Origin of the sequence: Eikenella corrodens (assembly GCF_900187105.1) — a bacterium.
Taxonomy (GTDB): Bacteria; Pseudomonadota; Gammaproteobacteria; order Burkholderiales; family Neisseriaceae; genus Eikenella; species Eikenella corrodens.
Genome location: NZ_LT906482.1, coordinates 487683 through 499581, shown reverse-complemented (window position 1 = coordinate 499581; position 11899 = coordinate 487683). Strand labels below are relative to the sequence as shown.

At 55.2% G+C, this 11899-nt stretch carries 11 protein-coding genes and 1 pseudogene; 8 read left to right on the top strand and 4 right to left on the bottom strand.

Features of this window, described 5'->3' with window-relative positions:
• Positions 1-47 precede the first annotated feature (47 nt).
• On the top strand, positions 48-1283 hold the full coding sequence (locus tag CKV94_RS02505; RefSeq protein WP_003822498.1) for a sugar transferase: 1236 nt from the start codon (positions 48-50) through the stop codon (positions 1281-1283).
• Between the two features lie 134 nt (positions 1284-1417).
• Here CKV94_RS02505 and CKV94_RS02500 read toward each other — a convergent pair whose 3' ends face one another.
• Positions 1418-1825 (bottom strand): Spy/CpxP family protein refolding chaperone, encoded by a 408-nt coding sequence (locus CKV94_RS02500; protein ID WP_003822497.1) that lies wholly within the window; start codon positions 1823-1825, stop codon positions 1418-1420.
• Between the two features lie 183 nt (positions 1826-2008).
• Between CKV94_RS02500 and rpe the strand changes: the two genes are divergently transcribed.
• Both rpe and CKV94_RS02490 read left to right on the top strand, forming a co-directional pair.
• Entirely contained in the window at positions 2009-2692 is a 684-nt protein-coding gene (gene rpe / locus CKV94_RS02495; RefSeq protein WP_003822495.1) for a ribulose-phosphate 3-epimerase, read from the top strand.
• Positions 2693-2961: 269 nt separating this feature from the next.
• Positions 2962-4674, top strand: a complete 1713-nt coding sequence (locus CKV94_RS02490) for a proline--tRNA ligase (protein WP_003822494.1) — start codon at positions 2962-2964, stop codon at positions 4672-4674.
• Between the two features lie 52 nt (positions 4675-4726).
• On the opposite strand, the gene CKV94_RS02485 is transcribed toward CKV94_RS02490, so the two are convergent.
• The gene (locus tag CKV94_RS02485; protein ID WP_095114590.1) at positions 4727-5377 is read right to left on the bottom strand and encodes an IS1595 family transposase; all 651 of its coding nucleotides are present in this window, start codon (positions 5375-5377) and stop codon (positions 4727-4729) included.
• A 325-nt stretch (positions 5378-5702) separates the two neighbouring features.
• Between CKV94_RS02485 and CKV94_RS02480 the strand changes: the two genes are divergently transcribed.
• Both CKV94_RS02480 and CKV94_RS02475 read left to right on the top strand, forming a co-directional pair.
• Positions 5703-6251 (top strand): carboxymuconolactone decarboxylase family protein, encoded by a 549-nt coding sequence (locus tag CKV94_RS02480; protein WP_003822493.1) that lies wholly within the window; start codon positions 5703-5705, stop codon positions 6249-6251.
• A 340-nt stretch (positions 6252-6591) separates the two neighbouring features.
• Positions 6592-7929, top strand: coding sequence for a sodium-dependent transporter (locus CKV94_RS02475; protein WP_003822491.1), 1338 nt, complete (start codon positions 6592-6594; stop codon positions 7927-7929).
• Between the two features lie 184 nt (positions 7930-8113).
• On the opposite strand, the gene gshA is transcribed toward CKV94_RS02475, so the two are convergent.
• Positions 8114-9457, bottom strand: coding sequence for a glutamate--cysteine ligase (gshA, locus tag CKV94_RS02470; protein ID WP_003822489.1), 1344 nt, complete (start codon positions 9455-9457; stop codon positions 8114-8116).
• A 108-nt stretch (positions 9458-9565) separates the two neighbouring features.
• Here gshA and CKV94_RS02465 point away from each other — a divergent pair, with 108 nt between their 5' ends.
• The 3 genes from CKV94_RS02465 to CKV94_RS02455 all read left to right on the top strand — a co-directional run bounded on the left by CKV94_RS02465 (position 9566) and on the right by CKV94_RS02455 (position 11139).
• Positions 9566-10150, top strand: a complete 585-nt coding sequence (locus CKV94_RS02465; protein WP_035580014.1) for a tRNA (mnm(5)s(2)U34)-methyltransferase — start codon at positions 9566-9568, stop codon at positions 10148-10150.
• 5 nt (positions 10151-10155) lie between these two features.
• Entirely contained in the window at positions 10156-10593 is a 438-nt protein-coding gene (locus tag CKV94_RS02460) for a hypothetical protein (protein WP_003822487.1), read from the top strand.
• A 174-nt stretch (positions 10594-10767) separates the two neighbouring features.
• The gene (locus CKV94_RS02455; protein WP_003822485.1) at positions 10768-11139 is read left to right on the top strand and encodes a SirB2 family protein; all 372 of its coding nucleotides are present in this window, start codon (positions 10768-10770) and stop codon (positions 11137-11139) included.
• Positions 11140-11690: 551 nt separating this feature from the next.
• Here the strand turns inward: CKV94_RS02455 and CKV94_RS11065 are convergent.
• Positions 11691-11801, bottom strand: a pseudogene (locus CKV94_RS11065) (IS5/IS1182 family transposase); the annotation flags it as partial.
• Between the last annotated feature and the right edge of the window lie 98 nt (positions 11802-11899).

Here is an 11899-nt window from a genome sequence, read left to right as displayed (position 1 = left end):
TAGCCCGTGGGATTGACCCAGCTGCCAAACGAGAAATAACGAAAATAATGAAAACGATAAAAATGATTTTGCGCTTTGTCGCCGCGGCCTTGGTGATTCTGATTGCGCCGGCGTGGTGGTTTTGGCCGCCGCGCGAGTGGACTCATCCCACGGCCACCAATCTTTCCAGCTACAGCCTGCTCTTGGCCGGCCTGCTGCTCTCCTACGCTTTGAGCCGCAACCTAACGCGTTTCCCCGGCGAGCGTTCCAAGCTGTCGGTGATTCCGGTGGCGGCCATCGGGCTGGGGTTGCCGCTGGTGTTTGCTGCCATGTTGCGCCTGCCGTATTCGGTGTATTACCTGGCCGCCGGGTTTGCGCTCACGGTGTTGTATCTGTTTGCCGAAACCTGGCTGGAAAAGCGGCACATCCGCCATCTGTACTATATTGATGTGGAAGGCATGCGCGATTTGCCGCAACTATCCAACATCCGTTGGCACGAGCTTGCCGAGCCGAAGCTACCTGAAACCGGCCGCGTGAACACAGTGGTGACCAATCTGCACGCGCCCGATTTGGGGGCGGATTGGCAGCGTTTCCTGGCCGATTGTACCTTGCGCGGCATTGCGGTTTACAACATCCGCCAGGTGGAGGAATCTCTCACCGGCCGCGTGAAAATCCGGCATATGTATGAAAACGATTTGGGCTCGCTGCTGCCCAGCCCGGCCTATATGGCGATTAAGCAGGTGCTGGAAGCCTTGATGGTGGTGGCCAGCCTGCCGCTCACCCTGCCGCTGATGCTGGCCACCGCGCTGGCCATCCGGCTGGAAAGCCCGGGGCCGGTGCTGTTTGTGCAAAACCGCGTGGGTCGAGGCGGGCGCGAGTTTAAAATTTATAAATTCCGCAGCATGGTGTGCGATTCGGAAAAACACGGCGCGCAACTGGCGCAGGAAGGCGACGCACGCGTTACCCGCACCGGACGCTTCATCCGCAAAACCCGGCTGGACGAACTACCGCAGTTTTGGAACATCATCAAAGGCGACATGGCGCTCATCGGCCCACGCCCCGAGCAGAAAGCCTTTGTGCAGCAGTTTGAACAAAGCATCCCGTTCTACGGCTACCGCCACATCGTGCGCCCCGGTCTTTCCGGCTGGGCGCAGGTGATGCAGGGCTACGCGGGCAACACAGACGAAACCCAAGTAAAAATCGAGCACGATTTCTACTACATCAAGCACTTCTCCTTCGCACTGGACGTGCTGATTCTGTTTAAAACCCTGAAAACAATCATCACCGGCTTCGGCGCGAGATAGGGTTTGGTTTGCTGCGAGAACCTCATTTTAGTTATATTTGAGGCTTACCCTTTCAGGTAGCCTCACCTGCATCGTCAGCCAAACAATAAAGGCTACCTGAAATTTCAGGTAGCCTTTTCAATCGGACAGGGCTTTTATTGATACTGGCAATGCCGACGCCATTCCTGCCGCTGCTGCGGCGTGAGGATTTGCAGCAGGGCGTGTTGGGCGCGCAGGTTTTCCACTTCGCGTTGCATTTGCGGGGTGTATTTTTCGTTCACATAATGCCGTGCCATGTTTTCATCGAACACCGGGCCGGATAGCACCAAATTGGAAGCCTGTGTGGTGTATTGGCGCAGGTTGCGCGATTGTGCCACAAGGTTGTCCATCCGTTGGCGGTATTCGGCGCGTACTTGGCGCAGCTGCTCCTGTTGGCTGCTGCTGAGCGCAAGCTGGCGCATATCGCAGTTGGGACTGTCGGCCAAGGCAAGGCTGCCGGCAGTGAGCAGGACGGTGGAAAACACAATCCGGCAAAGGGTTTGGCGGCGGGGGAGGGGAGTCATGGGGTTAACTCTTTAGATTCAGTATCGAACCAAGTAAATTTATTGCTGCCAGTATACGAATGACGGCGTGAAACACGGTATAATCTTGGTAAACCTGTGTAAACAACAATGTAGTGGAAATCACTACGTTTTTGGCACGATGTGCGATGAATTATAGTCCCATTTATAGAAGAAAGCACCAACATGACCCACTACCGTATCGCTCCGAGCATTTTATCTGCCGATTTCGCCCGTTTGGGTGAAGAAGTGCAGCGCGTGATTGCCGCCGGGGCCGATTGGATCCATTTTGATGTGATGGACAACCACTACGTGCCCAACCTTACTTTCGGGCCGATGGTGTGCGCCGCGCTCAAGCCTTATGCCACCGTGCCGCTGGATGTGCATTTGATGGTGGAGCCGGTGGATGAAATGATTCAGGCCTTTGCCAAGGCCGGTGCCGACATCATCACCTTCCACCTCGAAGCCAGCCGCCATATCGACCGCAGCCTGAGCCTGATCCGCGACAGCGGCTGCCGCGCCGGGCTGGTGCTCAACCCTGCTACGCCGGTGTATGTGTTGGAGCACGTTTTAGACAAGCTCGATGTAGTGCTGCTGATGTCGGTGAACCCCGGTTTTGGCGGGCAGAAATTTATTCCGCACACACTGGAGAAAATCGAACAGGTACGCTCGCTCACCGACCTCTACGCCGCCGAAAGCGGCCGCCGCATCCTGATTGAGGTGGACGGCGGCATCAAGGCCGACAATATTGCCGAAGTCGCTGCCGCCGGTGCTGACACCTTCGTGGCCGGTTCCGCCATTTTCAATCAGCCCGACTACGCCGCGGTGATTACCGAAATGCGTCGGCAGCTGGAAAAGGCCGGCGGTTGATACGGCAAAAGGCTACCTGAAATTCTCAAATACAGCGGAAGCGCTTCATTTCTTCCTGCTGCGTGAGCTGCCTTGGCATACTTGGTATGGCTTGTGTCTGGCAGCTGGGCAGGGGAAATTGAGTGCTTCCACTCAAGCTTTTTCAGGTAGCCCGTGTTGCGGGCTACCTGAAAAACCAAACCGCAGCTTTCAGGTAGCCTCATGCTGCAGCCCGCCTGAAACATTGATACAATTCTTCGCTTAGTTCTTAATCCCGCAGAAAGCCCGTCATGAAAGCCTCCCAGTTCTTTATTTCCACCCTCAAAGAAGCCCCCGCCGAAGCCGCGCTGGCCAGCCATAAGCTCATGTTGCGTGCCGGGCTGATTAAAGCCAACGCCTCCGGCCTCTACACTTGGATGCCTATGGGCTTGCGCGTGCTGCGCAAAGTGGAGGCCGTGGTGCGTGAAGAGATGAACCGCGCCGGTGCCATCGAGCTTTTGATGCCCGTTATCCAGCCGGCCGACTTGTGGAAAGAATCCGGCCGTTGGGATTTCTACGGCGACGAGCTGCTGCGCATCACCGACCGCCACGACAACACCTTCTGCTTCAGCCCCACCTGCGAAGAGCTGATTACCGACATCGTGCGCAAAGAAATCACCAGCTACAAACAGCTGCCCAAGAATTTCTACCACATCCAAACCAAATTCCGCGACGAACGCCGCCCCCGCTTCGGCGTGATGCGCGCGCGCGAGTTTGTGATGAAAGATGCCTATTCCTTCCACGCCGATTACGAATCCCTGGTGCGCGAGGGCTACCAGCCCATGTATAACGCCTACTGCCGCGTGTTCGACCGCCTAGGCCTCGACTACCGCCCGGTGGCCGCCGACACCGGCAGCATCGGCGGCACCGGCTCGCATGAATTCCAAGTGTTGGCCGAAAGCGGCGAAGATGTCATCGCCTATAGCAGCGAATCCGATTTCGCCGCCAATATCGAGCTCGCCCCCACTCTGCGTCAAAGCGGCGAACGCGCCCCTGCGCAAGCCGCGCTTGCCAAAGTGCACACCCCGGGCGTGAAAACCATTCCCGAACTGGTGGAATTTTTGCAAATTCCGATTGAGCGCACCCTCAAATCCATCGTGTTGGAAGGCGAAGAAGAGGGCGAACTCGTGTTGCTGCTGCTGCGCGGCGACCACGAATTCAACGACATCAAAGCCGAGAAACTGCCCGGCGTGAGAAGCCCGCTGGCCATGGCTTCGCCCGAAGCCATCCAAGCCAAATTCGGTGCCGCCGGCGGCTCGCTCGGCCCGGTGGGCTTCAAAGGCAAAGTGTATGCCGACTTCGCCGTGGAAAAACTGGCCGACACCGTAATCGGCGCCAATGAAGACGACCACCACTACACCGGCTTCAACTTCGGCCGCGACAGCCCCGAGCCCGAATTTGCCGACATCCGTAACGTGATCGCCGGCGACCCCAGCCCCGACGGCAAAGGCTACCTAAAACTTGCACGCGGTATCGAAGTCGGCCACGTGTTCCAGTTGCGAGACAAATATTCCGCCGCCCTGAACGCCTCGTTCTTAGATAACAACGGCAAATCGCAAATCATGGAAATGGGCTGCTACGGCATCGGCATCACCCGCATCGTGGCCGCCGCCATCGAGCAGAACAACGACGAGCGCGGCATCATCTGGACCAACGCCATGGCGCCGTTCCAAGCTGTGATCGTGCCGATGAACTACAAAAAATCTGAAGCCGTGCGCGAGGCCGCCGATAAAATCTACGCCGAACTCACCGCCGCTGGAGTGGACGTGCTGCTCGACGACCGCGACGAACGCGCCGGCGTGCTGCTGGCCGACAGCGAACTGTTGGGCATCCCGCACCGCATCGCCATCGGCGACCGCGGCCTGAAAGAAGGCAAAGTGGAATACACCGAGCGGCGCAGCGGCGAAACCGAATTGGTAGCAGCAGGCGAGATTGCTGCCAAGCTGAAAGGTTTGTTGGCTTAAAGGCTTATGCGAGGGAAGGCTACCTGAATATATTTGGGGCTGTCCTATATAACTAGGTTAGACTATCTTTTACCATTTGTTTTAACATGGTAATTTGAGATTTTATTTCATTGTTGTTAAATCGCCATTCGCACTCTTTCAAATACAGCTCGAAATGCTTTTTCGGAATGCCGTTGAATTTACGCAAATGGCGTTTGGCCTGACTCCAGAAGTTCTCAATCCCGTTAATGTGGTTTTGCCTGTCTGCAAAACAGGTACGGTGATTGATGCGCAAGTGGTTAAACTCGCTAACATCCAATACATTGTAGGCACTGTGGCAATCAGTATAAACCACGCTGTCCGGCCTTACCTTCTCCCGGATAATCGGCAGCAGGGTAGCCGACTGCGTATTGGCTACGGTAACGGTGTAAACCTTACCGTTACGCTTCAACAGTCCGAATACCACCACTTTTCCGGCTGCTCCGCGACCGCGTTTGCCTTTGCGGCAGCCGCCAAAATAGCTTTCATCTGCTTCTACTTCGCCATCAAACATTTCCAAGTGTTCGCAACGATTAAAGATAAGCAAGCGTAAACGGTGAAAGTAGTAGGCAGCGGTGTTTTTATTGACTCCGGCTAATTCGGCGGCAGTACGGGCGGTTGCTCCTGCAACGAACAATTCGATCAGTTTGTTTTGAACGGGCTGGCTGAGGCGACTTTTTCTCATAGGAATATTTTAATCAATTTTGAATATTCCTGGTTATCTAGGACAGCCCCATATATTTTCTGGTAGCCTTTTATGTTGCCGCAGGCGGGTTCTGTTGCCATTCATATATTTGGCTTACCGCACCTGTATTCGTTTTAAGTCTTAGCAAGTATGCCAAAGGCTACCTGAAAGCGAAGCATCAACGCAGATATGGCGTTGGTTTCGGCTTTCAGGTAGCCTTTATGCCTCTGAGTTCTATCGATCCGCACAAACCGTTATTTAGCCGCCGGCGCGCTTTCCGCTACAATGCTGCTTTCCCCACAACACAGCATAAAGGAACCCAATCATGGCACGTCTTCCCGTCCACACCGTAGAAACCGCTCCCGAAGCCGCCAAGCCGCGCGTGGAGGCGGTGCTGAAGGCCAACGGCTTTATCCCCAATCTCATCGGCGTGCTGGCCAATGCGCCCGAAGCCCTGGCGTTTTATCAGGAAGTGGGTAAGCTCAACGCCGCCAACAGCCTCACCCCGGGCGAGGTGGAAGTGGTGCAGATTATTGCCGCCAAAACCAATGAGTGCGGCTTCTGCGTGGCCGGCCACACCAAAATCGCCACGCTGAAAAAACTGCTCTCCGAAAAAGCTGTTCAAGCTTCGCGCAATTTGAACCCCGCCGAATTCGACGATGCCAAACTGGCCGCTCTGGCCGCCTTCACCCAAGCCGTGATGGCGAAAAAAGGCGCGGTGTCCGATGCCGAGCTGCAAGCCTTTCTAGACGCGGGCTACAACAAACAGCAATCGGTGGAAGTGGTGATGGGCGTGGCGCTGGCCACCCTGTGCAACTACACCAACAACCTGGCGCAAACCGACATCAACCCCGAATTGCGCGATTACGCTTAAACACACGCAGCTTGCTACGGTGAGCGAAATAAAGGCTACCTGAACTTTCAGGTAGCTTTTGTCTTGCTTGTTTTATAGTCAGCCAAAACTAGAGATATTGGTATAACTGTCTGTTTGATAATCTAGAACATATTATTTAAGCAATTAACTTGCTATTTATAATTTTATATGGCATAAAATGCTATAAATATAGAAAACATCTGTCAGCCGAGCTTGTATGCCGGCCGATTTGGGCAGTAAAACTGCGTAATGCGGCAGCAGCACAGTTCTGGCGGCGGTTGGGATGTTTGTTTTTGTTAAAATCGCGCCATTCTGAATCGTTTTGGATTATTGCAGTTTTATGAAATCCCCTGCTTCCTGGTCGTCTAAAATCGGCTTTATTTTGTCTGCTGCTGGCTCTGCCATCGGCTTGGGCGCAATTTGGAAATTCCCCTACACCGCCGGCACCAACGGCGGTGCGGTGTTTGTGCTGATGTTTTTGGTGTTTACCGTTTTGGTGGCGCTGCCGGTGCAGCTGGCCGAGTTTTATATCGGCCGTAAGAGCGGCAAAAACGCGGTGGATGCGTTTAAAACGCTCGCGCCAAACAGCCTGTGGCCGTGGATCGGGCGTATGGGCGTGTTTGCCTGCTTTATTTTGCTGTCGTTCTACAGCGTAGTGGGCGGTTGGGTATTGAATTATGTGGTGCATGCGTTTGACGGCAGCATCCACCAAAATGCAGATTTCGGCGCGCTGTTCGGCAGCACGATTTCCAGCCCGGCCGGCTCAATCGCCTATCAGGGGCTGTTTATGCTGATGACGGTGTGGGTGGTGAAAAGCGGCATTGCGGCAGGCATCGAACGGGCAAACAAATACATGATGCCCGCGCTGTTTGTGTTGCTGTTATTGCTGGCGGTGCGCTCGCTCACGCTGGATGGTGCGACGGTGGGCATCTCTTTCCTGCTCAAGCCTGATTGGTCGCACTTCACGCCGCAAACCATGCTCACCGCGCTGGGGCAGGCCTTTTTTGCGCTGAGCCTGGGCGTGTCCACCATGATTACTTATGCCGCTTATTTGGACAAAAAACAGGATTTGTTCCGCTCTGGCAACAGCATTATGTGGATGAATTTGCTGGTGTCTTTGTTGGCCGGTTTGGTGATTTTCCCCGCTGTGTTCGCCTTCAACTTTGAGCCGGGGCAGGGGCCGGGGCTGATTTTCGTGGTGTTGCCTGCCGTGTTTATGAAACTGCCGCTGGGGCAAATCCTGTTTGCCGTGTTTATGCTGCTGGTGGTATTTGCCACGCTCACTTCCGCCTTCTCCATGCTGGAAACCGTGATTGCCGCCGCCATCCGCGAAGATGAAAGCAAACGCAGTAAAACTACTTGGCTGATCGGCACGGCGATTTTTATTGTCGGTATTCCCTCCGCGCTCTCGTTTGGCGTACTCTCCGAATGGAAGCTGTTTGGCAAAACGCTGTTTGACTTATGGGACTACATGATTACTGCGCTGATTATGCCGATCAGCTCGCTCTTGGTGGCGGTGTTTGTAGGCTGGATACGGCAGAAGAGCGATGTGTTCGAGCACATGCGCGAAGGCAGCAGCGTGCCGCAGGCTGTGATTGCGCTGTGGCTCAATGCGCTGCGTTTCCTCGCGCCGGTGGCGATTTTGCTGGTGTTTGCCAATACGTTGGGTTGGATTTAACTCAGGTTACCTGAAAAGAATAAACAAGCCGGCAAACCGTATTAAAGAACGGTTTGCCGGCTTGTTTATGCGAACTGGTTTATCAGCTACTCATGGCTGCAACATGAGGCTACCTGAAAGCGTAGGCTTCAATGCAGTTAAAACGCTGCATAGCGAAAGTTTCAGGTAGCCTTTGCTGGCGATATCAGTAGTTATCCAACTCAATCGAAGCCGCCAAGAGTGAGAGGCGGGCCATCACGCCGTACACATACAGGCGGTTGCCGGCGCAGTCGCAGGTTTGGCTACGGTCGGGCTGGCCGAGGGTTTGCCATTGTTCGAACACGCGCTTGCTGCCGGCGAGGAATTCCGGGTCGTCGCCGCTGCTGTCGGTTTGCGGTACGTTGCAGTTCAATGGCACGAAGTGCATGCCGCTGGCGTTGAGGTTTTCGTCGGCACCGCGCCCTTCGTGCACGCGGAAGAAGCCGCCCACCACGAAGCGGTCGATCATATACACCACCGGCTCGGCCACGGCGCCGTTGAGGGTTTCGTAGGTGTAGATGCCTTCCTGAACAATCACTTCGGTTACGGCTAGACCTTCTTTCACGGTGGCCATTTTGTTGCGGTTTTTGCGGTTGAGCGCGCGCACTTCGTCGGCGGATTTCACACTCATCACGCCCATGCCGTAGGTGCCGGCGTCGGCTTTGACGATGACGAAGGGTTTGTCGGTGATGCCTTTTTCGTCGTACTTGGCCTGGATTTTAGCCAGCACGCGTTCCACGGCGGCGGCCAGGGCGTCTTCGCCTTCGCGTTCGTGGAAGTTGAGGCCGGACACTTTCTCGAAATAGGGGTTAATCTGCCATTGGTCGATGCCGATGAGCTCGGCAAATTCGGCGGCCACTTGATTGTAGGCAGCAAAGTGGGCGGTTTTGCGGCGCGTGGTCCAGCCGCCGTGCAGGGGCGGCAGCACGGTGTGGCGGATGCCTTGCAGGATTTCGGGCACGCCGCCGGAGAGGTCGTTGTTCAACAACACGAGGCAGGGCGAGAAGCCGTCGGCCAGATGCACGCGCTCGCGGGTGCGCAGCAGGGGCTCGAGCAAAATGGTGTGCCCCAGCGCGGTTTTGAATTCGGACGGCTCGGTGATTTCGGGGTTCAGGCTGCCCAGGCGCACGGCAAAGCCGGCCTGTTGCAGGATATTGCTCAGGGCATACACGTTTTCCAAATAGAACGTATTGCGCGTGTGGTTTTCCGGCACAATCAGCACGGATTTGGCCGTTTCGCAGTAGCGTTCTACCGCATCGGTGGCGGCAGCGGCGGCCAGCGGGCTGAATTGGGTGTTTAGGTTGTTGAAGCCGCCGGGGAAGAGGTTCATATCGATGCTGGCCATTTTGTAGCCGCTGTTGCGGATGTCGACCGAGCCGTAAAACGGCGGCTTGTGCCGTTTCCACTGGCTGCGGAACCAGGCCTCGATTTCGGCTTGCTTTTGCAGGATGAGTGTTTCAAAATCCAGCAGATATTGCGCGTATTGCGGGGAAATAACCGGAATACCCATGCTGAGCTCCTTTCAAAAAAGTGTGTGCAGATGGCGGGCATTATACTCCAAGCCCGTGCCGCTACAGCGAATTTCCCTACATACCATCAGGCTATCCCGTTTTATTCTATGCTCGACAACATCCTTCTTTTCGCCCACCGCCTGCTCGCCCAAGCCACACCTGAAGGCGGCATTGCAGTGGACGCTACCGCCGGCAACGGCCACGACACGCTGTTTTTGGCGCAATGCGTGGGCAGCGGCGGGCGTGTGTATGCCTTCGATATCCAGCCGCAGGCTTTGGCTGCCACGCAGGCGCGGTTGCAGGCAGCCAGAGAAGAAAGGCAAGTGCGCCTGATTTCTGCCAGCCACGCCGATTTGACGCACTATGTAAACGAACCCGTACACAGCATTGTGTTCAACTGCGGCTACCTGCCAGGCGGCAATAAAGCACTCACCACCGAAACCGGCAGCACCCTTTCCGCCCTGGCGCAAGCGGTGCACATACTGCGCCCCGGCGGGCTGTTGGCCGTGGTGCTTTATCCCGGCCACGAGGCGGGTGCGCTCGAAGCCCAAGCCGTATCCGAATGGGCGGCTGCCTTACCGCAGCAACAGTTTGCCGTGCTGCACTACGGCTTTACCAACCGCCGCAACCGCCCGCCTTATTTACTGGCGATTGAAAAGCACAATGCCTCTGCCAGCCCAAAGGCTACCTGAAACCAATGGCTAAAAAGCGCAAACCCAGCACCTCCGCCTTCCCGCCCGCCCTGTTTCCCTATATCCAACAGGCCAGCGACGATACCCTGCACCGCATCAGCCGCTTCGATTACAGCATGGAGGCCGAACGCCACGTTGCCGCGCTCAAGCAAATCGTGCACGAACAAAACGGCTACGTGAGCGCCGGTTTGGGGCAAGCCTTCTACCCGGGCGATGTGATCGAACTGGCGGCCTTCGATGTGCAGGATGCTTTCGGCTACACCATCTGCCATCTCATCATGATTCAAAGCGAGCTGGCCGAAACCTGCCGCTTCAATCTTTCGGCCTACTGGCAACGCTACCGCAACGGCGAACGGAGCGCCCTGCCGCCCACCATGCAGGCGCAGCTCGATGCCGCCTACCAGCTAGCCGACGAACATGGCTGTATCGACCACGATTGGTAAAAGGCTACCTGAAAACTATCGTGGCTTAAAATCGGAATAGGGCAGGGCGGCTAGCTAATACTGCAGCATTTTTATTTAAATTCACGATATCCCACGAACGGGCTATTGGCGGCCGCGCAACTTTCAGGTAGCCTGCCGCCCATCACACACTCAATAAAAACATTCGGAGCACCCATGTACCTTATCGTTAAACACAGCCATCTGGTATTTGTTGTGATTACCGTGGTTCTGTTCAACCTGCGCTTTTGGATGCGCACCATCCTGCCGAGCAGCCCCGTGCCCAAAGTGCTGCGCTTTGTGCCGCACATCAACGACACCCTGCTGCTCTTCACCGGCATGATGCTGATGACCATCACCCGCTACGTGCCTTTCGGCAATGCCGATTGGCTGGGCGTGAAACTGATTTTGGTGGTGCTGTATGTGCTGGTGGGCATGTTTTGCCTGAAAAGCCCGCCACGCTCGGCCAAATGGTGGATCGGCTATGCCCTATCGATCGGCTGCCTCTGCACCATTTATTGGCTGGCCACGTATAAGCCAATGTTTTAACACCGGCTGTTTGGCTGATTGAAAAGGCTACCTGAAAACGTAGCGCAGCGAAGTTTCTGCGTAGCTAAAGTTTCAGGTAGCCTTTATTGCAGAAAAGCTTGCACGGTGTGTAGGGTGCGTGCCACAGGCACGCATGCCGTTGTCCGTTACTCCAAAGCCGTGTGCGTGCGTACCGTGCACACCCTACACCCACAAATGAGTAGGCTACCTGAAATTCATTTTTCAGGTAGCCTTTTTTGCCGCCGCACGACTCGGAACTGTTGCGATCGGTGCATAACTAAGGAGTCGTTATCTAACCCGAGCCTACAGAGCTTGCCGCGCTGCCTATCCGGTAGAAAAAGATAAAGAAAAACGCCCGCCGAAGCGGACGTGGTCAATGCTGCAAAGCTTATTGCAACAGCAACATAGCGGCAATCGCCACCAGCCCAATTAGCAATAGAAAGCCAAAGACGGTCCAAGCCAACATCAGGCCGTCGACCAGTGGGTTGGATGGCGAACAATTGCGGCACATTTTCATCTCCTATCAAGGGGGAAATATAACTAAAGCCCTTGTATAGTGAATTAAATTTAAACCAGTACAGCGTTGGCTCGCCTTGCCGTACTATATTGTATTGTCTGCGGCTCGTCGCCTTGTCCTGATTTAAATTTAATTCACTATACTTCATCATTATGCGCGCCAACAAATAAGGTGCGCAATGTTTTGTGTTCAATGCTATCTATCTTTGATTTTTTGCCCTGCCGGTGCGGTTATCGTGGCTGC